This window comes from Lachnospira rogosae (ex Hitch et al. 2025) (assembly GCF_040096455.1).
Lineage (GTDB): Bacteria > Bacillota > Clostridia > Lachnospirales > Lachnospiraceae > Lachnospira > Lachnospira rogosae.
On the sequence record NZ_JBBMER010000007.1, the window covers coordinates 172,649 to 198,066 of the forward strand.

General features: G+C 36.6%; 20 protein-coding genes and 2 tRNA genes. All 22 read right to left on the minus strand.

What is annotated here, in order from left to right:
• Window positions 1-122: 122 nt before the first annotated feature.
• A complete protein-coding gene (locus WMO14_RS10430) occupies window positions 123-599 on the minus strand; it encodes a protease complex subunit PrcB family protein (protein WP_022502383.1) in 477 nt (158 codons plus the stop codon).
• A 53-nt stretch (window positions 600-652) separates the two neighbouring features.
• On the minus strand, window positions 653-2,008 hold the full coding sequence (gene glmM / locus WMO14_RS10435) for a phosphoglucosamine mutase (RefSeq protein ID WP_022502382.1): 1,356 nt from the start codon (window positions 2,006-2,008) through the stop codon (window positions 653-655).
• 25 nt (window positions 2,009-2,033) lie between these two features.
• A complete protein-coding gene (locus WMO14_RS10440; protein ID WP_349153792.1) occupies window positions 2,034-2,774 on the minus strand; it encodes a polyprenol monophosphomannose synthase in 741 nt (246 codons plus the stop codon).
• 108 nt (window positions 2,775-2,882) lie between these two features.
• Window positions 2,883-4,184: a putative hexosyltransferase gene (locus WMO14_RS10445; protein ID WP_055306900.1), complete on the minus strand. Its 1,302-nt coding sequence runs from the start codon at window positions 4,182-4,184 to the stop codon at window positions 2,883-2,885.
• Between the two features lie 21 nt (window positions 4,185-4,205).
• Complete coding sequence (locus WMO14_RS10450; RefSeq protein WP_349153793.1) at window positions 4,206-7,112, minus strand: YfhO family protein; 2,907 nt, start codon at window positions 7,110-7,112, stop codon at window positions 4,206-4,208.
• Between the two features lie 23 nt (window positions 7,113-7,135).
• The gene (locus WMO14_RS10455; RefSeq protein WP_349153794.1) at window positions 7,136-9,508 is read right to left on the minus strand and encodes a type I phosphomannose isomerase catalytic subunit; all 2,373 of its coding nucleotides are present in this window, start codon (window positions 9,506-9,508) and stop codon (window positions 7,136-7,138) included.
• 39 nt (window positions 9,509-9,547) lie between these two features.
• On the minus strand, window positions 9,548-11,233 hold the full coding sequence (locus tag WMO14_RS10460; protein ID WP_349153795.1) for a hypothetical protein: 1,686 nt from the start codon (window positions 11,231-11,233) through the stop codon (window positions 9,548-9,550).
• A gap of 226 nt (window positions 11,234-11,459) precedes the next feature.
• Window positions 11,460-13,031, minus strand: coding sequence for an MBOAT family O-acyltransferase (locus WMO14_RS10465; protein ID WP_055176871.1), 1,572 nt, complete (start codon window positions 13,029-13,031; stop codon window positions 11,460-11,462).
• 44 nt (window positions 13,032-13,075) lie between these two features.
• Complete coding sequence (locus WMO14_RS10470; protein WP_022502375.1) at window positions 13,076-14,194, minus strand: hypothetical protein; 1,119 nt, start codon at window positions 14,192-14,194, stop codon at window positions 13,076-13,078.
• Window positions 14,195-14,450: 256 nt separating this feature from the next.
• A complete protein-coding gene (locus WMO14_RS10475) occupies window positions 14,451-14,927 on the minus strand; it encodes a TspO/MBR family protein (protein WP_022502374.1) in 477 nt (158 codons plus the stop codon).
• A gap of 111 nt (window positions 14,928-15,038) precedes the next feature.
• Window positions 15,039-15,185, minus strand: coding sequence for a hypothetical protein (locus tag WMO14_RS10480; protein WP_349153796.1), 147 nt, complete (start codon window positions 15,183-15,185; stop codon window positions 15,039-15,041).
• Window positions 15,186-15,262: 77 nt separating this feature from the next.
• Entirely contained in the window at window positions 15,263-16,003 is a 741-nt protein-coding gene (locus WMO14_RS10485) for a glycosyltransferase family 2 protein (protein WP_349153797.1), read from the minus strand.
• Window positions 16,004-16,198: 195 nt separating this feature from the next.
• Window positions 16,199-16,285, minus strand: a tRNA-Leu gene (locus tag WMO14_RS10490).
• Window positions 16,286-16,368: 83 nt separating this feature from the next.
• Window positions 16,369-16,450, minus strand: a tRNA-Tyr gene (locus WMO14_RS10495).
• 93 nt (window positions 16,451-16,543) lie between these two features.
• On the minus strand, window positions 16,544-17,440 hold the full coding sequence (locus WMO14_RS10500) for a hypothetical protein (RefSeq protein ID WP_022502372.1): 897 nt from the start codon (window positions 17,438-17,440) through the stop codon (window positions 16,544-16,546).
• A gap of 15 nt (window positions 17,441-17,455) precedes the next feature.
• The gene (locus tag WMO14_RS10505) at window positions 17,456-18,649 is read right to left on the minus strand and encodes a glycosyltransferase family protein (protein WP_022502371.1); all 1,194 of its coding nucleotides are present in this window, start codon (window positions 18,647-18,649) and stop codon (window positions 17,456-17,458) included.
• Between the two features lie 91 nt (window positions 18,650-18,740).
• A complete protein-coding gene (gene rfbD, locus WMO14_RS10510; protein ID WP_055176861.1) occupies window positions 18,741-19,679 on the minus strand; it encodes a dTDP-4-dehydrorhamnose reductase in 939 nt (312 codons plus the stop codon).
• 95 nt (window positions 19,680-19,774) lie between these two features.
• On the minus strand, window positions 19,775-20,860 hold the full coding sequence (locus tag WMO14_RS10515) for a glycosyltransferase family 4 protein (protein ID WP_349153798.1): 1,086 nt from the start codon (window positions 20,858-20,860) through the stop codon (window positions 19,775-19,777).
• Between the two features lie 11 nt (window positions 20,861-20,871).
• Window positions 20,872-21,960 carry a glycosyltransferase family 4 protein gene (locus WMO14_RS10520; RefSeq protein ID WP_022502368.1) on the minus strand — a complete coding sequence of 363 codons (1,089 nt, stop codon included), beginning with the start codon at window positions 21,958-21,960 and terminating at the stop codon, window positions 20,872-20,874.
• 22 nt (window positions 21,961-21,982) lie between these two features.
• A complete protein-coding gene (locus WMO14_RS10525; RefSeq protein ID WP_022502367.1) occupies window positions 21,983-23,866 on the minus strand; it encodes a polysaccharide biosynthesis protein in 1,884 nt (627 codons plus the stop codon).
• A 2-nt stretch (window positions 23,867-23,868) separates the two neighbouring features.
• Window positions 23,869-24,945: a glycosyltransferase family 2 protein gene (locus WMO14_RS10530; RefSeq protein WP_022502366.1), complete on the minus strand. Its 1,077-nt coding sequence runs from the start codon at window positions 24,943-24,945 to the stop codon at window positions 23,869-23,871.
• Between the two features lie 3 nt (window positions 24,946-24,948).
• Window positions 24,949-25,418: sugar transferase (locus WMO14_RS10535; RefSeq protein WP_349153799.1), on the minus strand; the 470-nt coding region annotated here is incomplete at its 5' end.

The following is a 25,418-nucleotide window of genomic DNA, read 5'->3' on the forward strand; positions in this document are numbered from 1 at the left end:
CAATATATGCACTCTTTCCTAAGCATATTACTTAATCTGCTGTTATTCTCTTTTATTAATAATCTGACTGCAAAGTGTTTATATATCGTTTAATCTATAATATTTCATCTGCATATTATAATCTACATCTTGAACACTACTGACTCGTCACGTTTTTCATATTTCAACACAATATATGGAGTTGTGCTTACTTCATTTACCTGCTCGCCCTCTGCTGGTCCTATAAGCTTAAAATCTGCATATACCGCATTACCACTCACATATACATCATCTACTCTTATGCTGTATCCAGACGTCTCCTTAGTTCCATATCCTGCAACAATATAGGTATAGTCCTTTGTTGTATAAGTCAGTCTTAAGGTGGACTGCTTCTTATTGTCTATTAGCTTCTTTAATTCTATTGGTAAATCTTCGTTCTCAACAACTGTATAGTCAATCTTCTCGTGATTATCTGCCTGACCACCTGAACACGCCATACAAAAGCTTATTGCAAGCATAAGTGCCACTACAACCGTGATATTAAGAAACATATGCTTTCTCATAAAGACATTTTTCCTAATAAAATGCTTCTTATACTTAAACTGCTGATAACTTCCCATAAAAAATCCCTGTTAATAAGACTTGTTATCATCTTATTAACAGGGTCGTTAATTTATTCTACCGCATAACCTTTTTCTTTGATTACTGCTATTACATCATCAACATATTTCTCACATTCTTCGTGAGTGCCAGCCTCAACCATAACTCTTACAACCGGCTCTGTTCCGCTTTCTCTTACAAGAATTCGTCCATCATTGCCAAGACTTTCTGCTACCTTGTCAACTGCCGCCTTAACATCTGTATCGTCCTGTGCTGCTGTCTTGTCATATACACGGATATTCTTAAGCACCTGTGGATATATCTGAAGTGAAGCTGCAAGCTGTGAAAGCGTCATCTTCTTGGCTATCATAACCTCCATCATCTTAAGTGCTGTTATTATGCCATCACCTGTAGTTGCATATTTGCTGAATATGATGTGTCCTGACTGCTCACCTCCAAGACGATATCCGTTATTAACCATACATTCATATACATACTTATCGCCAACTTTAGTCTTGGCATAGTCTATTCCAGCCGCATCAAATGCCTTGTAAAGTCCGAAATTAGACATTACTGTTGTAACAACTGTATTGTCTATAAGCTTTCCTCTTTCTTTCATATAACATCCATAAATATATAATATATGGTCTCCTGTTATAACATTGCCATTCTCATCTACACAAAGACATCTGTCGGCATCGCCGTCAAATGCAAAGCCTGCATCAAGATGTTCCCTCTTAACAAGATCCTGTAAGCCTTCTATATGTGTAGAACCACAGTTAGTATTAATATTAGTACCATCTGGACTGGCATTAATCACATAAGTCTTAGCCCCAAGTGCGTCAAATACTGCTTTTGCAAGTGTCCAGGCACTTCCGTTAGCCGCATCAAGACCTATTCTCATACCCTTAAATGAATATATTGCAAGGCTCATAAGATAACCCATATACCTGTTACGTCCAGCAGTATGGTCTACTGTACAGCCTATATTTTCTTTAGTGGCATAAGGTATGTTCTCCGGTTCGCCATCAAGATACTTCTCAATCTCACTTATGACATCTTCTCTCATCTTCTCACCCTTGCTGTTGATGAGTTTTATTCCGTTATCATAAAATGGATTGTGACTTGCAGATATCATAATTCCGCAGTCAAAATCTTCTGTTCTTGCTATATAAGATACGCTTGGTGTTGTTGTAACGTGCAAAAGATAAACATCAGCTCCTGAGGCTGTAAGACCTGCAACTAATGAATACTCAAACATATAGCTGCTTCTTCTTGTATCCTTGCCTATTACAATCTTAGCCTTGCCATCCTCTTTATCCCTGCCATAATACCAGCCAAGAAATCTTCCTACTTTAAATGCGTGATCAACCGTAAGGTTTACATTAGCTTCACCACGAAATCCATCTGTACCAAAATACTTACCCATTATTACTCCTTCCAGTTACAAAAGCTTATTCTGCCATCATCTTTTCTGTTGACCAGATTTCCACTTCATATTTATTAGCCTTGTTGTATCTCTTTCTAAGATCCTTAAGCTGCTTTAAATATTCCATTGTAACCTTACCTGAAAGCTTAGATTCGCCCTCTGTTCTCTGCTGGAACTTATATGGAATTTCAACTACCTTCTTATATGAACCCATTGCAAGAACTTCGACCATAATCTTCCATCCAATTGGCTGAAGGTCTGCTCCTTCAATCACTTCACGTCTGAACATAAAAAGACCACTTGTTGGGTCAGATATCTTTCTAAGACAAGGAAGCATCCACTGTCCTATCTTTCTTGCTGTGCCAGATACGAACTTTCTGTACCAGTTAAGTCCACCGTCATCTCCACCAGGTATAAGACGGCTTGGTATACAGAAATCAGCACCGCTTTCCATAGCCTTATACATATATTTAAGTACAATTGGTGGGTGCTGTAAATCAGCATCCATACAAGCCATATACTCACCCTTGGCAAGTTCAAATCCCTTAAGAACTGCTGTTGCAAGACCTGTTTCACCTGTTCTGTGTTCAAGTCTTATCTGTGGAAAATCCTTAGCTACTTCCCTGATTACACCAGGTGTATTATCTTTACTATCATCTACGAATAATATTTCATAATCAATTCCCTTAAGTGCATCATCTATCTGTGTCACCAGATTTCTAATATTCTTTCCCTCATTAAATGTAGGTACAACTACTGATAACATATATTTTCTCCTTTTAATATTCTTATACCAGATTAACTCCAGTATATATAATTGTAATTTAAAAAGCGTGTTAATTATAATACCAATATATAAAGATAGCAAGTCTTTTCACATAAGCAGACCATCCCAGAAGTACCATGCCGATATTACAACAATCTCAACTATAGACAACAACGTAATTATTCCATACCGTACATACCTGTTACAGCCTGCGATTATCTCTGCCACTCCTATATATATTACAAATGAACCCATTATAAATCTCAATGTACTCATAACGCTTGATGTAAGCGGAATAAGAAGTACTATTATTCCAAATATTCCAAGTGCATAATGCTTCTTTCTTATCATCGCTGCATAAAGCATAAGTGTTATAACGCAGAGCCAGCCAAGTATTATTCCATTAAGTGTCTTAACTCCTGATGCCGCTGAGAGCTGCCCTGTACACGACTTAAACAACACTCCGATTACCGGAAACATTTTCTGTGTCCTCCACGCTCTCTGGACGTGGTAAAATGCCCACGAATCACCACAAAAGTATCTCAGATAATTCATATATATGAATATGCCAAGAGGGCTTATCATAATAGCCACAAGCTTCTTTGGTTCTTTTATGACATTTTTAATAAAAGTTCTTATAACACTGGCTAAGCTTATATTTCCAGCTATCAGAATACCAGCTTCTTCTGTAAGCATACACTTATCTATTATACCAGCTTCTTTATTATCTTTCATTTCTGAATTATGCTTAGCCCTGCACTCTGCACAGGTCTCCATAAACATATATGTTATAAGCACAAACACAAGCATACAGCCAACAATTCGTGTTGCACTTGCCATCGCCGCCGCTATTCCTGCCGCCATATAATTATGTCTGGCAGAGTTATAGAAGCAGAGTATAACACACAATATGAATAGTGCTTCTGTATACATAGCACCATAGTACACGGCAAATGGTCCTGCAAGCATAAGAAATATAATAATATCCTCAACTGTCTTTTTATTATATTTCTTCATATCAAGCTCTATATCTGCATACTTAACCGCATAATACACTGCTATAATTATACATATGTTGGAAACTGTCATTCCAACGGCATATGTATCTATACTTCCCATTGTGACAAGTCTTACTGCCATACACACAAGAGGGTATAGCGGGAAAAAAGCCCAGCTTGCCATACCTGATGACTTAGGAGGCTGGTAACCATTCTCCACAATCCCTTTATACCACTCTGCATCCCACGGATTCATATAATACAGCCATTGGTGCGGCTCATCAGCAATAAGATTCATCACCGGAACCATTAGAAGCATAACTGCCCTTGAAATAAGCCATACTGCTATTATCTTCACCAAAAGCCTTAACCGTTCATTATCTTTATAGTATCCTGCTACTGCTTTAAACATTCACAACCCCAATATCTGTTATTACAATATATACTGTATATTCGCAATCACGCTGGCAACAAGTGGAATTGCAAACATAACAACTGCAAGCACTGCAATTATTGCAAGATATACACCACTTGCACACATTCCTAACCACTGAGGAACATTTATCCCTCTCTTATGGTCAATAACCATAAGAACTATCATAACAATAAGAATAATCAAAGATATAATTATTCCTGCGTTTCTTCCTGATGGTTTAAATGTAAATACAATCTCATTACTTCCATCATTAATATTAACTCCTGTAAATATTCCAGCAATCTCGTCTGTATCACACTTTACTCCATTAACTGTAACTGTCCAGTTATCACTCTTAATGATTGGAATTATTGCATAATTATCATTACCGCTTCCGTCAACCTTTATAGTAACTGAGTTATTAGTATATGTTACATCACTCTGCTTATCAGCGTATTTATCGCACAGTGACTGCATTTTATTAAGGTCAATTCCTGCGATTGTGACAATCGACTTATCCGTGATTGCATTACCTGCTGAATCATATGGTCTTGTATATTCTACCTGAACCTCAATATCTTCATCATAAAATGTTCCAAGATATATAAGTCCGTTATTATAATCCGTTGTGTAATACTTATTTTTTACATTCCCTATTGTCGGTATTGCAATCTCTTTACCATTAACAGTTATCTTTACACTTCTGAAAAGATTAGATACATTGGCATCCGAGTCGCCTATATTACGGTCAGTAACACTCATATATACAGCCTTTGTTCCTGTTACAGAATCCTTATAAGTCTGTATGATATGCTTATTCTGTGTTGTTCTGTAATCTTCCAGATTATCAGAAGCTATATTATCTTCTGCAACATGATTATTATTTACAGTAATCTCTTTAGTATCTGTCAGAGTACCATATTCCGTAACAATACCACTTGAATCATGGCTTAATGCACTATACATAATATTGTGCATATATATCCAGTCCTTTGAGCAGTTATTATCATTATAATCTTCTGACTCTACAGACATTGTTGCTTCATTCTTAGTAAAATCTTTATTAAAATCTACATTTTTTACAGATGAGTCAGTAACCATTGCAAATGGCAGCTGGTAATTAGCTGTATAAAGCTTATACTGACAGCCATCAGTTCCAACCTTCTTAAGTGTATACAATGAACTGTCTAATCTGTTGACATTAACAGCCTCCGTAATGTGTATAAGAGCATCGCTGAATACCGTATTACCTGAATCAAGCATCCAGAGGAAATACTTTGAATGTCCCCATCTTACTGTCTGCTTCTGGCTGTCCTTCTGAAGAGCTGCCGTAAAGCTTGACATTGCACCTCTCTTCATAACAAGAGGGTAGTTGGCATTAAAGCTTAAATCCGGATTAGTTATTCTGTCTACCGGTGATGAGGCTATTTCAAGATTATTAGCCGCTTCCACTGCAAGCTGTACATAATCTCCATACTGATATGGCGTATAAGTATAGAACTTAGGTGGACCTGTCATAGCGATGGCACCTATAATTATCTCAACAGCCATTAATCTTATAATACTGTTAATTCCATATCCGTCTTTTCTAACTATTACATTAATTATATGCACAACAAGCATAATTGCGAATACTGCTATAAAAAATGCAAATGCCCTCTCGTAGGAATTAACTGGAATATACTTATATCCAAGTGCAAATGCAACGCATACTACCACACACACTGCACTTAATATTATATTCTTCTTTTTATCTTCTTTGCTATCTGCAACTATAGTATCTGCATACATTGCTGCAAGACATATGAATGTAAATGCTATAATAAATCCATTTCTTAATGTATATCCATTATATGAACCAAAATGCCACATAATGTTAGTACCCTCTGCAACTGCCTGAATAACCATTATTGCAAAGAGTGATACTGCATACCAGTTACGCTTTCTTAAATCTATATCCATCTTATACCGCGGTAACTTTCTGCTTCTATGTATGCCTGTAAATATAAGCACAAGGAATATTCCCATACCATAGAACATCATTATTCTTTCAAATTCGCCAAGACTGAAGCTTCTGAATGTCGGATTAGAAATCCATGACATATACTGCTGTACAAGGCTTAATGAGTTACCGGTTCTCTGTGACTGTGAAAGCTGCGAGAATACCGGAAGAAGCACAAAGGCTGAAAGTCCAATTCCCGTAAATGTACCTATCCCTAAGTTCCACGCACATTTTCTTCTCTCTTCTTTGTCACATCTGAATATAATATACATTCCACCGGCAAGGAGTATGTATACAACTGACATTGCACTGATATAATAGTTAATAACAAATAACAATGCCAGCATAAGAATATAGAAAAACTTCTTTCCTGTCTTTTCCATAACATCTAAAGACATCATAAGAAGTGGAAATAAAGCAACTATATCCATCCAAGGTGTAAAACATGAAGCGTATAAAAGCACATAACCACAAAATGTGTATGCAAGTGCAAATATAACTTTAGTCTTATATGTTAATTTCTTATATCTTCTATTAAGAAATGCATACATTGTAACTGACATAACAAACATCTTAACAAGTGTAAGAATTGATATGAATTCCAATATATAATCTCTTGGACATAGATATAAAAGCAGGTTAAATGGGCTGAACATTGAGAACGCTGATATACTCATACTCACATTAGTTCCGAGTCCTGTATACCAGTCAAACCACACACTTGCATCACCATGCATAGCATCCCACAAATGTGCATACAGTGGAGCAACCTGCTGCATATTATCAAATAAATCTATTCTGTTACTTCCAAAAGGCCATATTCCCTTTACAATAAGAACAAATATCATAACAAGTAGTGTTATAATTCCAGGAATAAGATATGAAGCTATCTTTCTTCCCTTTTTATCAGAACTGTTATTCATTCAAATCCTCCGTTCCCATCTGATTATACATGTGTAATTATACAGGTTGATCTGCCATTTACGACAACATTTCTCTTGCCTGCATTAATAAAGAAGCTTTCTCCAGCCTTAAACTTAAGTTCCTTGTCATTGTCATCTGTCATAATTGTTCCTTCACCGTCAATTACAATTACTGACAGAAAAGAAGCTTCATCAACTGGTATCTTGGCTTCATCTTCTATTTCATACTTGATAACCTCAAAGTATTTACACTGTACAAGACGCTTTGACATATAATGCTCGTTATGTGTAAGCATAACATTGCATTTGTTATCTTTCTCATACTTAACTGGATTAACAACATCTAATGACTTGGCAATGTGAAGCTCACGCGGATTACCGAATTTGTCACGTCTGTCATAATCATACATACGGTATGTGCAGTTAGAATTCTGCTGTATTTCACATATAAATATACCTGCACCTATCGCGTGGATGGTGCCAGCCTTTACCATAACAACATCACCCTTTTTAACCTCTATCTTGTTAAGGATTTCTGTTATTGTATTGTTCTTTATACGTTCTTCTATCTCTTCTTTAGAAGAAGCTCTTGAAAGTCCGCAATACAGATATGCACCAGGTTCTGCATCAAGCACATACCACATTTCGTTCTTTCCATATTCATTCTCGTTCTCCAGTGCATACTCATCATCCGGATGTATCTGTATTGATAATGCCTGCTTGGCATCAATAAACTTTATAAGTACTGGGAATCTGTCCTGTGCCTGACATTTCCAGCCTAATGCTTCCTTGCCAATTATTGAAAGATAATCATTAAAGAGCATACCCTTATAATATCCTTCTGCAATACGGCTCTGTCCGTCTGGGTGTGCAGAAAGCTCCCAGCTTTCTCCTATGACATCATAATCACATTTCTTGCCGTATACATCTCTTATCTTAGTACCGCCCCAGAGGTTATCCTTGAATGCCGGGTCAAGCTTGACAATCGGACAATTATCTTTTCTTACATAATTGCCGCCATTATCTGATGAATCCTGTCCATATATCTTAACCATATCATTATCAAGGATTGAATCACCAATTCCAACCTCTATAATGACAACATTAGAGTCTGTCTTGTTAGCAACCTTATGCTTAACACCGATTGGCACGAATACGCTATCATACTTATGGTAATCTTTAGTTTCTGTACCTATTGTAATAGTAGCTGTACCTTCAACAACTGACCAGTATTCTGCCCTTAATTCATGCTGGTGAAGATTCATCATCATTCCTGGAAATACTGTAACCTTCTTAACCTTATAACCATTAGAATAATTAAGAAGCTCGTGTATACCCCATTCCCTATAGGAGATACGATTATAATCAAAGTATGTTTCATATTGGTCAAGATTGTCTTTAATAATCTCTTTGATATTATCAGCAGATTTCTTTGATGAAATGTATACAGCATCTTCTGTATTGACAACTACAATATCTCTTAAGTCATTAGCAACTACAAGCTGTCTTTGCGCGTTGTTAATTACTGATATATTACTACAGTCATTCTTAATTATATTGTCAGGCTTATCATCACTATGGTGCATTTCAATATCACATACATTATCGATATCTTTCCATAAAATGTCAGCCTCTACTACTTTGAGATTGTCACAGTGTTCAAGAACAAGTGTTTCTATGCTTCCTGTAACTATGTCCTTCATTACATTTTCTGAGAAACGTATAGCCCTTCTTATAGCTGGAACTTTTCTCTTAGCTGTACGGCAGGCTATATACAATTCCGGACATTTCTTTCTTGTGATATTAACCATATCACCTGCCCTGAACACAAGTATTCCACTATTCCATAGATACCCCTCCTCATATGAATAGCAGTCTGCAATCTCAGATGTTGCATCATCAAAATCAACATTTGATAATATCTTAATTACATCATTTCCATCTCTCTTGATATATCCAAGATTCTTCGCCTGATATTCAGGCTTAACTCCAACTGCCGCAATTACGCCTTTCTTTGCTATCTCTTTAGCTCCTATGATGGCATCCTTGTATCCATCACCATCAATAAAATTGTCTGAATTAACAACTAATACAAATTCAGTTGGATTGGCAAACATTGTTCCAAGCATAATTGCCGCTGCTGTACCCTTAGCTGTGCCCTCAAGAATAACTCTGTATTTCAGGCTCTGGAACGCCTTCATCTGTCCGTTTACAATATTCTTATATGCCTCATTAGTTACTATAATAAATTCATCACAATAAGGCAGATTTCTGACAACCGTTTCCTGTAAAAGTGAACGGCCTTCCTTAAATTTCATAAACTGTTTAGGATAATTTTTTCTGGACAATGGCCATAAACTATCGCCACTTCCACCTGCAAGAATTACACACTTCATGCAAATGTTCCTCCATAATTGTTATTTTTGCCCATCATTTTAATTAGCTGATACACCAGAAGCTGCTGATTTAACTGTGTCTGATGAACCTGAACTGCTTGAACTGCCGCTTCCTGTGCTGCTTCCACTTGCTCCGTTATCTGTGCTTCCACCTGTAGTAGTGCTTCCGCTTGCTCCGCTGTCTGTGCTTCCGCCTGTAGTGCCGCTTCCGCTTGCTCCGCTGTCTGTGCTTCCGCCTGTAGTGCCGCTTCCACTTGCTCCGCTGTCTGTGCTTCCGCCTGTAGTACCGCTTCCGCTTGCTCCGCTGTCTGTGCTTCCGCCTGTAGTGCCGCTTCCGCTTGTTCCGCTGTCTGTGCTTCCGCCTGTAGTACCGCTTCCACTTGTTCCGTTATCTGTGCTTCCGCCTGTAGTACCGCTTCCGCTTGTTCCGTTATCCGTACTTCCTGTGTCACCACTTCCACTTGTTCCGTTATCTGTGCTTCCGCCTGTAGTGCCGCTTCCGCTTGCTCCGTTATCTGTACTTCCTGTGTCACCACTTCCATTGGTATCATTGTCTGTGCTTCCACTATTATCTGAACTAGTATTTCCTGTGATGCTATCATCATCAGATGTATTAGCTGTTGTCCTATTGGTTGTATTATTAGAACTGCTGCCAGTAGTACTTTGTGTTACATTCTCAGTCTGCTTCTGTGTAGTCTGTTCTTCTGTGCCTGCCTCAGTTGAAGCTGTTGCCGCCTCATTCTTCTTATTATTCTTCGTTGCAGCCTGTTCTGTTGTATACTGCATATTCTGGTATTCATAAGAAGCACTCTTCTTATTGCTCTTGCCAGCCTTAACTGATACAACAAGAATAATAATAAGAATAATAACTATTACACCACCTGCAATCCATGAAACCATCATTCTTGCCGGAAGTGTGAGTGCTGGAAAAAGTCTTTTAATGAATAATGTAACAGCATTTTCCTTTAATCTTTTTCCTGTTTTTCTGTATACAGAACTTACAGCTTCTCTTTCTCTATAATCATCATTATTATTATTCTCATCATAACCATAATCACTGTCATCATACTCTTCATCAGAATAATCACTTTCATCTAATGAATTGTAATCATTATCAGCGACTGCTGCCATATCATTATTATCGGCATTACCAGCCGTTTCATAACCTAATACATAACTTCTTATGCCTGCTAACCAGCCGCTTATATAAGAACTGTCAACATCGGTTACGCTCTCAATCGCATCAACAGAAAGCATCTCATAAGCGTATAATTCTGTAAGCGACATTTCTATCTCTGATAAATTTCTAAAGCTCTCCTCCTGCTGGTCAAATGACTTAGGGCTTCTGAAGGCTATTGCCTTCTGCTTCATATATGTAACGAATTCTTCATCATCCTTAATATGAGTATATTCATATTCTCCTGTTGGTGCATTATTCCTTAATTCTTCTGCATTCTCACTTACCACACTTGTAAAGAAGAACGCAGATGCAATTGTTGCAACCTGCTTATGAATATTTCTTTCAAGGTTAAAATCACCTATTCTCTTACATATCTCAATAAGTGCCTTCTTTGCCTGGGTCATACTCTTTTCTTCGTTCTGATATACAGGGTATGCTAAAGCGTATACCTCTTTGTAAATCTTATTGCATAGTTCCTTTTTCTCAGCTTTTCCGTCAATCACATCCTGTACTAACTGTGAAAGCCCGTCATCTTTATTACTCATATTCATCTCCTGATATAATATTCTTACTAACGTACCAAACCTTAAAATAAGAACACTTTATGTGTGCCTTCACTATCTACTCCGTTATGAACAGAATAAATGTGAAAATGCTCCACTTAGGCATTCACATATTATTATACCACCTCCCACAATAATTGTCACTACAACAAAAAAACAGCAAATAAGCGGCTATAACCTGATTTTCGCCACTCATTTACTGTAATTATTAAAAATTAGCATATATAAAATCTGATGTTGTGCTTGTACTTCCATATATAAGTATAAACATTATAAATCCTATATATATAATCCATCTTATTACAATATTATATGATGCTATTGTTTCTCTTATGTTAATCCCCTTTTCTTTTAACAGACTGACAACAAATATAATAATACAGCCTGCTATAACAATTAGCAAATCCTGACTTGTAAGCCCTACAGCTTTAACAGCCGCCATTGAAAGCTGTGATATATGTGCCTTTGTAACTGTCTGTACCAACATAGCATTAGCAGCTCTTAAATCATTTGCCATATCAAAATAAAAGCCTATATTGACAAGAATAAATGTCCTTATAATGCAGAAGCCCTGATACCACCATTTCTTAGGATTGATATGAAGCTTTTCCTGTATCTTTGCATATACAGGTGCTAACATTCCACTTCCTGCAACGATTACGCCATTATATATACCATACATTATGTACTTCCACGCTGCTCCATGCCATACACCTACAACAAAGAACACCAAAATGTCAGCAAGTCCTACAGGAAGAAGCTTTCCAACATTGTTACCAAATTTCTTCTTGCTCCACTTGCCGAATTTAGCCATACTCTTAGATAAAGAAAATGGATAGAATATGTAGTCCTTCATCCATGTACCAAGCGTTATGTGCCATCTTCTCCAGAACTCACTTATTGAGCGTGAGAAATATGGCTGTCTGAAATTCTCATCCATCGTAATTCCAAACATCTGTGCAATTCCTATGACAATATCAATTCCACCGGAGAAATCTGCATAAAGCTGTATGCTATAAAGAAGCACTCCTAACACATTGTACCATCCGCCATAATTCCAGTAATTATGGAATATGAGAAGGACTGCCGCATTTACCCTGTCAGCAAGTACCATTTTCTTAAAAAAGCCCCATAGTATTCTCTGGACACCAAACTGCAATTCTTTTAAATTGTAGCTGTGTCCTTCATACAACTGGCTTCCAAGTCTTTCATATCTTCCAATCGGTCCTTGTAAAAGCTGCGGAAAAAATGAAACAAATAATGCGTGCTTAAAGAAATTGCCCTGAGCCTTATGCTTGCCTCTGTATACATCAACAACATAACTTATTGACTGGAATGTATAAAACGATATGCCAAGCGGCAGTGTCAGATTAAGAACTCCTATCTGCTTTCCACTCCCAAAAAGTCTTAAAACTGCATCTATATTTCCAAGCATAAAATTGGTATACTTCATAATCCCAAGCATTCCAAACGCTATAAGTACCATAGCCAGTACTATTTTTTTCTTTTTACGGACAATATTTTTCTTGAAATCTTTCTTTTCTTCCCTGCTTATTCCGTCCTGCGGTTTCTGCTCATTCAATCTGTCCAGAAGAATTCCGCCCCTGTATGTAACATATGTTGTCAGTAATAACATCCACACTGTCGAGATATCATAAGAAGCATAATATACATAACTTATTATAAGAAGCCATATCCATTGCAGCTTTTTAGGTATCACATAATATATAATAACTGCCGCTGCTATAAACAGAAAGAACTCAAAAGTCGTAAATGACATATCTTTCTCCATTCCTATGTATTTTCATATAATATATATGGCAGTTAATAAGACTTCCACTCAAGTCCTGTAGCCGCCTCATAATCGTCTTTCATTGTCTCATACATATCTTCATATGACTTGTAGAAATATTCTTCCTCATTAACATTTCCCTCTGCATCATCTGCAAGTACTTTTGCTAATACATCTGAATATTTAACAGCAAGTTCTCCATACATATGTCCTTCTGTATCCACATAACCCGAATCATCTCTTGGAAGCACAGACATAAGCGTCTTATTAAAATCATAATATTTAATATTGTAGCTATCAAATAATTCTTTAAGCTTTTCGGACGCCCTGTCCACCTGTGCTTCCTTAAATGCATCTGGTGTTATAGGTGTTGACACACATACAACCTTTATATCATTATCATTACAATAATCAAGAAAACGCTCAAACTGTGATATAACTGTTTTATCAAGGCTTTTAGCAGCATTTCCTTTCATTGTATTAACATATGATGGATTACCTGGTACTTCATTAATTCTATATCTGTAGCAGAATCCTTTTCCAAGATATGGACCACCTGCGGTTGCAAAATATCCATCTGTATCAAGTCCTGCTGACATATCATAATTCTTATATTCTTTTGTCTTTTTAAGTGCAATATTAGTCTTTGCCTTCTTTATCGTGCATTTCCAGGTCAGCCTTCTTGAAAATACATTTCTTATATCAAGTTCAGCCCTGTTATTCCACAGATATTCTGCCTTAACCCAAGTATCTTTCATCTGCTGGTATATAAATGACTTGGAAAAATGATTCTGGGACTGCCCATTCATCCAATAGTAATAGTCTACATCCACAATTACCTGTTTAACATTATTACCTGAATCGACAACTGATTTCAATACATAATAGAAATCATCAACCGTCTCTCCTGGTATTCCCATATTAAACGAATTAACATTCATATATTTATCAAGATATTCTGTATCTATACTACATCTTGTATGTGAAGCTCCAAGCACTATTGTGTCGTAGCTCTCATTTGAACTGTTCACATCATTTAACACAAAACGTATATATCCGCTCTCAGCAAACAGATAATCGCACACAAGTATAACCACTGCCAGAACAACGATAAATAATACACATTTTATGTGTGGCCATGCCTTTTTCATTCCGTTCCTCATTTCCAACGAATAAATACAGTAAAACTGTACTTTTTGTATATTTCATCTATTATCTGCACTACTCTTACAATCCGGTAATTCTTTCCATTAATGCTTACTACTGTGCAGATTTTTGTAATTATACCACTTATACAGCTTTAAATTGTTAACAATATGTTAACTATTTTTGAATTTATTGCGAAATTATTACATTAAAATTACGCAATGACTACATTAATTAACACCTAATACCAAAAGCATCTGATTAGTTCATAATCGCAACCGCAATATTAAGATATGCTGCAAAGGTTACCCATAAAAGATATGGAACCATAAGCCACGCTGCCACTGTATTAACATTAAAAAATCTCCATATTGTAAATATTATTAAAATCCACAATATCATAAGCCATACAAACGCCAGCCAGAAAGCACCAAAGTTGAAGAATATAACTGACCAGCCTATATTGATTACAAGCTGTACTCCATATAATATCAGTGCTTCTGTTCTGTCATCATCCCTTGTCTCACATACAATATAAGATGCCAGTCCCATAAGTATAAAAAGAATTGTCCATACAATAGGAAAAAGCTGACCAGGAGGTGATAGTACAGGTTTATTCAAATCTCTGTAGATTTCCATTGAATTACCTGTAAGAAGCCACGATATTACTCCTGCTCCTATACTTATCACCATCGCTAAAATCAGCCTTTTCCAATTCACTTTAATATTTCCTGTCATAATTCCTCCATTCACCAAAAAATGTAACATTTTATCTGTCAGAATTATTTTATGCAGAAATCACTAAAGCATACTTATAGTTTATTTAATTGTAATTTCACTGTCTGACCATTACAGACCACTCTTTATATTCTCTCCTGCCGCAGCAGTTGTTGCCGTTGTTACTGCCGCTATCTTATGAAGTGCAATGTAATCTTTTGCTTTTTTTATAAATTGCAAATCTCCTGCTTTTTCTAATAATTCTTTAAACTTATTCAACTGTATTCCTCTTTTCTTAAGTCCACCAATTCACACATAAATGCCTGAATTTATTTATTGTAATATTATACTGACTATTAATCATAATAATGTTTAAAATACACTCTTCCAAATATTGCCCATGTATCAGCGAATGCTCTTACACAGTCTTTCATTCCAATTCTGTTAGCACCCTTATCTCTTACAAAGACAACCTCAACTGGCATTTCTGCTATTTTAAAGCCCCTTCTATGCACCGCCACAAGCAGCTCTATATCATATGCAAAGCCTGACGTTCTTATAAGGTGTCCTACCGGTTTAATAGCTTCTGCCTTAAACACCTTAAGTCCTGTCTGAGTATCCTTTACATTAAGATGAAATAATATTATAAGCATTATATAGTAACACATGCTTATTACTTTTCTTTTAAATGGATATTTAAGCTTTGACCCCTTATGAAATTTACACCCGATAACAACATCTGCGTTATCATCAAGCATTTTCTTAAGATAACCCTCAAGCTGTGCCGGATTAAGTTCCAGATCTGCATCAACAAATGCAATATACTTTCCTTCAGCCTGCGACACGCCCGATATTATGGCATTACCTTTACCTCTGTTCTTATCAGAAGTGACAAGCCTTACTCTTTTGTCTTTTCTTACCGCTCTTAATATCTCCGCCTTGGTATTATCCTTACTTCCGTCATTAACAGCTATAAGTTCAATTTCCCTGACAAAGCCTGATACTATATCAAGTGTCTTCATTATGCTTTGATATATTAATTTTTCCTCATTGTATGCTGGCATTACTATGGATAACATTCCATCTAATTCTACCATTGCACCCTCATTTCTAAACAACAAATTGATTATTAATACAAAAAATGTGCAAAGCACATTCCAACACCATGCACGGTCATCTGCGTCTAACTACAGATTATTGTGGGTGTGCATCATCGGCACATAGTGCCTTTTGTGTAATAAAGAATTCCTATTACACAAAAAAGACTTCCTACTCATTTGTAGGAAGTCCTATGCCGGCAACGGGAATCGAACCCGTATGGGAGTATAAGTCCCGCAGGATTTTAAGTCCTGTGCGTCTGCCAGTTCCGCCACACCGGCTCTTTGGTATATCTTAATACATAATCCAAACTTGGTGCAGCCTAAGTTGCACTTTACTGCCTGCAAGCCAGTATTATGTAGAATGGGCGGAGAAGGATTCGAACCTTCGAAGGCAGTGCCAGCAGATTTACAGTCTGTCCCCTTTGGCCACTCGGGAATCCACCCATAATTCCTAAGTCAGTCTGCTAACTCAGGAAACTTTTTGCATTTTATCATATATATCTTATCTTGGCAAGTGTTTTTTACAATATTTATTAATTAATAAAACATATTAACCGAAGTAATACGAAATCCCTTATACTTCTTAAAATTATCATTGCTAATAGCTGATGTGTAATCATATATATTAACAGTTTCTTCTGGCACGAAAGATATCTTTACAATACCATCATTTCCTACAATATCTGCTGGTATCTTTAAAGTATTAAGGTTATCATTCACCTTATCTTCTCTTTCCCTGTCACCATATTCATTCTTATGGTACTTAACCGCTCCCTCTGTTTCATTATATGCAGTTATAGTTCCAATATATTCATCATTAGCATATACTTTAGTATCTGTATTATAGCTTGCACCATACACTTCAAGCACAATGTCTTTCTCAACTCTTGTTACAAATCTGTAATAAAGTGCTGCCTCATTACCTTTATTAGTATATATCCCTGTATGAAGTGAATAGAAACCCTTTGTGTATCTGTAAGGAATGTTCAATGCAGAAGCTATTGTCTTATCCTCATCTTTATCAGCTGTAGAATTATCATCAGCATCTTCTGATACATAATTATTCTCTGCTGCTAACATTTTTTGGAAATATTTATCAATGGCAGAATCTCTGTTAGACTCCACACTATCCTCATTAACCTCATCAGCCTCTTCTTCATCATCTGTTATAATATCGCCATAAAGCTTCTGTTCTTCTAATAACTTTTTATATTCTTCAAGCTTTGATATATCATATATCTCTGTATTACCAAAGTAATAGTCAAGACCATTTTCACCCGGCCACTTAGACAATTCACCATCTACATAGTAAAGCTTATATTCATCTGATACATCAAGCTTACTGCCAAGCACAAGCGTTGCAAGATAGAACACTGCAAGAATCACAACAATAATATATGCAATTATATTAATACATTTTTTCTTATTATTCATCCCAACTCTCCTTTTCTACGCCGTAAATGCGTTGACACCTGCTGTAAACCATAACCATATAAGAAATGCTTCCATAACTACTGCAAGAAATACCGCCAGCCACTTTAAGTCTTTCTTATCTGCAAAATAATCATATAAACCAATGTATACAACATAACTTCCAGCTATAAATCTGCACATTGACATAACTCCGCCCGTAAAAGGAATTATAAGTGTTATGACAGCAAATAGAACTTCTGAATAATATCTACATTTAAGCATATATACATACACGATTATTGCCAGTATCATAACCAGCGGAATCCAGTATCTTTCTGCATATATATTATTAAAGAAATCCCATATCATATTACCTATCCAGCCAGCACCATCTTCTCTCCATGCTGCCTGCACATTTCTGAACGCCCACGCATCTCCTGTCACATAATACAGATGCATCATGTTAACAAATATGCCTGCCGGACATAAGAATACCTGCAATATCTTAACTGGATTTTTAAACATATGTACTATAAAACTGCCAAGCTTTCCAAATGTTATCCTGCCCTCATATAAATCAAGGTACATCTGCAATACGAGCGGGAATACAAGTATAACACCAACTATTCTTGTACAGCTTGCAAGCATAGCCGCAGCTGCTGAAATCCAGTAATTATTAATATTGCCCTTTTCTTTTTTTAGATAGTAAAAGAACACTGCAATAAGCATCATAAATAATGTTTCTGAATATACACAATGAAGATAGAATGAGTATGGTCCCATATATACAAGAACCACTGCAAAATATCCTAATCTGTCAGGCTTATAAAGCCTTACTGTCTTAACAAGAAATATCCCCATTATATACACATATATTAAGCTGAGAAATATTCCTGCCTGTGCATAATTAAGGAAGAAAAATATGTATTTAAACAATCTTATTGATACTGGAAATAAAGGAAAGAATGCCCAGTTAGCCTGTCCATCTCCCGGCTTTATGCTTCCAGAAAGACTATATCCTTTTTCAGCAATCTTAATATACCAGTCTGCATCGCCACCAAGAAACATCTTAGCAAATGTAATATTATTGCCAAATGCTGAATTGGTAACACAGCCAATAAATATATAAAATAGTCTTGATACAAGCAAAATCAAAAGAACATTTTTCGCAATCTGCTTATTCTCTTTAGTAGCAATCCTGTTCCATAATCCAACCGCCTTCTCCTTCATACGTTTACCTTTCTTCTTAATTAGTAAATACGGATACACAATAACGAAACATTAAAGTTGTTGGGTTCTGACCCTGACATTATAATCATTTCTATTCGTTACCTGTAGCCTGTTCCTGTTCTTTTAAATATTTAATATACCTTTCCACAGCATTCTGCCAGGTTGGAAGCGGTGTAAATCCTGCCTCTTTAAGCTTTGATTTATCTAATCTTGAATTAAATGGCCTTGCCGCCTTTGAAAGGCCATATTCTTCTGTGGATACCGGAATAACCTTAATATCCATTCCAGCCTGTCTGTATATTTCACACGCAAAATCATACCACGAAATATAGCCACCCTCATTAGTTGCATGATAATATCCATATTTCTCTGTAGCTATCATATCAACTAATAATACTGCCAGATCAAGTGTATATGTTGGTGTTCCTATCTGGTCATTAACAACTCTTACAGTCTCGTGGTTCTTTCCAACCTTAATCATTGTCTTTATAAAATTATTGCCATTAGCACCGAATACCCATGCTATTCTTACTATAAAATATTTAGAAAGTGTATCAGCAACCGCAAGCTCACCCTCAAGCTTAGTCTGTCCATATACATTAAGCGGCTTGTATTCCTTGCAGTCCGGCTCCCAAGGCTTCTCACCCTGCCCATTAAACACATAATCTGTGCTTATATATACCATTTTACAATCAAGCTTCTTAGCCGCCTTTGCAATATTAGCTGTCCCTTTGGCATTGACAGCTCTTACCTTCTCAACCTTGTCATCATCTTCTGCCATATCTACTGCCGTCCACGCCGCACAGTGTATAATAACATCTGGTGATACACTGCTTATAACCTCATCTACAACAGCCTCATCTGTTATGTCCATCTTGACATATTCCATTGTTGTAACAGCACTATTATCCTGAATACCACTGTAATTATCAGCTATATCACTTCCTATTCCTGTGTACCCTCTTTTATCGAGTTCATTCATAACGTCATGACCTAACTGACCTGACACTCCTGTTACTAATACTTTCATACTTTCTCCTTAATGTCTTCTATTATCTTTCAATTTAGTTATAATCCAGCGCATTAATACTATTACAAATATTATTTATATACAATATAAATAATTTAATCACTTGTAATGAAATCATACACAACTTTCCCAAGTCTATCAGGTGCATATCTTTTAACTACATTTGCATATGCTTCTGTATCAACCTCTGTATTATATGACAATAATTCATCTGCAAGATTGTTTATCTGCTCATATTCATTACATCTTATATTAAATGTATTAATATTGCCGTCTGTAATCTCATCAAATATAGGAAGATTACTTGCTATAATTGGCTTTTTAAAACGCATAACCTCAATAATCGGCATACCAAACCCCTCGGCCTTCGACGGAAACACAAAAGCTGACATTGAGGCATACAGCTCGTGCTTTTTATCGTGGGTCACATAATCAAGATAAGTTATATCTTCATCTAACATCATTGCCGACCTTACAATCTGGTTAATCTCTTCTTCCTGCATTTTTCCACCAAGAATAAGTTTCTTCTTTCCGCCCCGGTTCTTATATTGCAAATAGCCTTTTATAAGAAGGTCAACGCCCTTTCTTTTCTCCATATTGCCAACATAAAGAAAATAATCATCATCTTTATTATCCAATTGCTTTTTAACAGGATTGGATATTATATAAGCATTAACATTCGCTATGCTCTTAGCTTCCGGGAAAATTTCTTCCGTTGTCCTTTTGGTCTGTTCTGAATTATATAGAATCATATCTGTATTCTTAAGTGTCTTTTTAAGATTGTACTTAAAATACATACTATATACTTGCCCGAAATATTCAACATATTCTATTGGAAACATATCGTGTATTGTAATCATAGTTTTAAAGCTACCGCCGAGGTTAATCGGAATTATCGTATTAACTTCCCAGAATATATCAGGCTTAATAATATCAAGCTGCTTTTTCACATATGCAAAATAAGCATAAACTCCGGCACTCTTATACACCTGTTTTCCCTTTGTATATACTTTTATTCCATTTTTAATAAATGACTTAATATATTCACTCTCTGCAACATCTGATATAAGAACGAATTCCAGATCCTCATATTTCATAAGCTGCTTAAGAAAGTCATTAAGATACATTCCCACTCCGCTTGGTCTGCTGCCAAGCGTTCTTGCATCAACCGCTATCTTCATCTTTTTAATCCTTATTCTGCATATTTGTCCATAATTCCTGCAATTATATGGGCTGACCTGTCCCACGAATGATTTGAAAGTACATTCTGCACTGCCTCGTCACTCACCTTATTCTTTTCTAACAGCTCATCTATATTCACATCAGGCTTATGACAGTTGACATATGTAGCCGCATTTTTGTAAATCTCGTGCAGCACCGGAATATCACCAAGAACAATCTCAGCTCCCATACAGAGTGCCTCCATAGGTGGTATTCCAAAGCCCTCATAGGTTGATGGGAATAAAAATGCTTTGCAGTATTTCATAAGTGCTCTCGCCTCTGAATCCCTGGCATAACCAATCGCCACTACATTGCCAAGCTTTTCTATTCCAGACCTGTCCCCAAGACTTTCACCTGCTATTACATATGTACTTTCTGGGTGAAGCTTCGCATTATTAAGAATCCAGTTAAGATTCTTATTAGGTGCTAATGAAGCCATATACAGATAATATTTATGTCTTTTTATTCTTGAAGCATACTTGTCAAATATACTCTCGTCTATGCTGTTCACATCAAAGTGCTGCCAGCCATTGCCTGCAACTACTATTTCCTTACCATGGGTATTATAATTATCAATGATTTCTTTTCTGGAAAACCCACTGACCGTTATTATCGCATCAGCACTCTTAAAGGCTTTAAGATACATAAGCTTTCTGAACAATATCTCATGCCAGTCACCCGGCTCTCTAAAGAACTCCTTATGTGTCTTAAATGCTATGTCGTGTACCGTAACTATTCCATTTTTCATAAACAGTGATACTTCATTACATAAATATACAGGCTTAGCCTTCTGCTTGTCCACATATCTCTGAAACGTGAACTGTTCCCACATTCTTCCAGATTTTCCAGCCAATATAACAATCTTAATGTTATTATAGTGTGTCTTATAGCTGTTAATCTCCGCAGATGTACCTTCTGAATCAATCTCGGGCACAGCTATCTCAACCTCGTAAGGCTTATCCGCCATATATTTATCAAGTTCTTTTGTTATTTGTCTTGCGTACCTCTGGACACCTTTAATATGTCCATACAAAAAGCTTCCATCAATAATATATTTCATAGTAACCTCTTTTTGCAGTTTCTTATTGTATATCATTATCCGATACATGGTCAGGCTTATAAGTTGGAACGAATTCCTTTACAAGCCGTCTTACTGCCATCGCATCTTCTTTGTAAGCTGTTTCCTTAAGGACTTCTAGCTTGTCCTCAAAATTGTCTTTATCAAATTCAATAGGCTTGCCTATATGAATAAGCTTATTCTGTGTATCCTGAAGCCCTTCCTCTGCCATAAGAAGTTCTTCATATAACTTCTCACCAGGTCTTAAACCAGTATATTTAATCTCCATATCCACACCAAGTGTGTAACCTGATAGTCTTATAAGATTCTTTGCAAGGTCATCTATCTTTACCGGCTCACCCATATCAAGAATAAATATCTCACCACCCTTGGCGTATGCACCCGCCTGAATAACAAGCGACACGGCCTCCGGTATTGTCATAAAATATCTTATTATATCAGGGTGTGTAACTGTAACCGGACCCCCTGCTGCAATCTGCTTCTTAAAAAGAGGAATTACAGAGCCATTGCTTCCAAGTACATTACCAAATCTTACGGCTACGAATTCTGTATTAGATACTCCATTATAATACTGAATTATCATCTCACATATACGTTTTGTCGCACCCATTATATTAGTCGGATTAACGGCTTTATCTGTACTTATCATTACAAATCTCTTGGTATTATATTTGTCTGCCATTCTTGCAAGATTCCAGGTACCGGCTACATTATTCTTAACTGCCTCATTAGGGCTTCCCTCCATAAGCGGAACGTGCTTATGTGCCGCTGCGTGATATACAATATCCGGTCTGTAATGTGAGAATATCCACTCAAGTCTTGTGTTATTTCTTATTGAACCAATAAGCGTCACCACATTGGCATAAGGACAATTCATCTTTAATTCCTGCTGTATATCATAGGCACTGTTCTCATATATATCAAATATAATAAGGCACTTAGGGTTATGCTTGACTAACTGCCTGCAAAGCTCAGAACCAATTGAACCACCGCCGCCTGTTACAAGAACAGTCTTGCCCGATACATATCCAAGAATTGACTCCACATCAACATTGATAGGATCCCTTCCAAGTAAATCGTCCACATCAACATTTCTGATATCCTGAACATTAATCTCGCCGTCCATCATCTGATACACGCCAGGTATAATCTTTAAATTACAGTTAGTTTCTTTACAGATATTAAGTATCTGTCTTTTAGTTTCCTGCGATGCTGATGGAATAGCAAATATTATCTCATCTATCTCATAGTATCTTGCATATTCCTTAATACGCTCCCTTGTTCCAACAATCTTAACGCCTCGTATATACTTTCCAACCTTTTTAGGGTCATCATCAATAATACATACAACCTTGGAATTATCAAGGTATCTTGAATTAGCAATCTCTCTCATAAGAACATTGGTAGCCTCACCGGCACCAATTATCATAATCTTAATCTGCTCTGATGTATGTCTGTATTCCTGTAAAAGTGTTCTTATAAGCCTGTACATAAAACGGCTCGCACACATTGCAACTATAAGAAATACTACTGACATAAAATAACAGGCTCTAGGAAGCGGTGTTCCCATAACTGTTGTAAGACAGACGTGTGCCACCTCCGATACAATACAAGCCTCAACTATCTTATAAAGCTCGGCTATACTCGCATACTGCCACAAACTGTGATACATTCTGAAACACCAGAATATAAGCAGTGTTATAAGTGTAAATGGTACGCAGGTACTCTTAAAATTCTGTATATATTGTGACTCTATCGCCGCCAGATCAACGTTAAACCTCATTACCAGCGATATAAATACACAGCCGTTAACAAGAATTATATCTGTTATTATAAGAAAAAAGCGTCTGACTATTAACTGTAGCTTATCTTTCCTTGTCTCTTCCATAATTAACCTCTTTTTGATTTATCCATAAGTCCTGCTATTGTGCCTATTCCATAACTTAAATGAAGAAGCAGGAATAATACAGGAAGACAGGCATTAGTTATATTTCTTTTATCTTCAGCTTTAAATGCAGATACTGCCGCCATACCAGATGCCATTAAAGCATAGAGCACCCACATAACAGTTGTAAGCACTACTGTTACTTTTCTTAATGCCGAAATACCTTTTCCAAGTGTATGGTTGTGCCTTTTCTTAATGCACTCTGCAAGTCCTGTCGCTCCAATAACCGAACCTGAAGCTATTATTGCACTGACAAATGCAAATGGCACAAAATGATATATGCTAAGGCACTTAGGACATACCTTGCTTGTCTTTCCTATCCAGTAGCCGTTAGCATACTTCTGCTTAAGCATTGCCTTAAGACTGCTTCTTGTATACTGGTATGATATTATATCAGGGTCAAAGCACAGCTTATATCCAGCTTTTCTCATTCTATAATGAATTTCATTATCTTCTGTACGCACAAGTTCCTCATTAAAGAAACCAACCTTTTCAAATACTTCTCTTCTATATGCTGCGTGAAATAACGATTTAACATAAGTCTTTCCAGGATTATTCCTGTATGAAGCAATGCTTGAACCAAACATACTGCTCTCTGCAAGAAGAAGTGTCTCCTTAAATGGAGTTGGCTTGTCTATTATGTTAGGTCTTTGTCCACCACATATATATTCGCCTGTTTCAAGCACCCTCACATTCTTACTGACAAAATCCTCTGGAATTACAGCGTGTGCATCTACCTTTATTATCGCATCACCCTTATATTCCCTCAATGCAACGTTCCAGCCTGATGGAAGTGTCTTTTTAGGATTGTCAAGCACTACAACCCTTCTGAATTCATCTTTATTATCAAGTGCAAATTCACACATAAGTGCTCTTGTATTATCAGTTGATGCTCCGTCTACAAGCACAACCTCCATATTGTTATGGTCATAATCCTGATTTTTAATACATTCTAATATTCCATTAATATTCTGTTCCTCGTTATATGCAATAACACACATAGTAATAAGCATATCAGACATTTATTATCTCCTTCTACTCTTTGTCACTGAAAGCCTCTCGCTTCCAACAACAGATTCAAATGTATCCCAAAGCACCCTGCAATCCTCTGCAAAACCAAACTTTCTTAATGCCTCAAGATTATACTTCATCTTCGCAGGAAGTACTTCCTCAACATACGCTTTATCCGGATTGGCGGCATTGCCTAATATTTTATCTTCATCTTTATAAGCTATGCTTGTTCTTGATGTAAGCCCAGCCGGCAAAAGCAGTGTTGCATACATTTCTTTAGAATACTGCTTTACATACTCAGGCACTTCCGGTCTTGTGCCGACAAGTGTCATATCTCCTGCAAGAATGTTAAATAACTGTGGGAATTCATCAGCTCTTATCTTTCTTAAAAGCTTTCCCATTCTTGTTATTCTTCTGTCATTATCCACAGTCACAGAAGCACCAAGCTCATTAGCATTAACAACCATTGTCCTGAACTTGTATA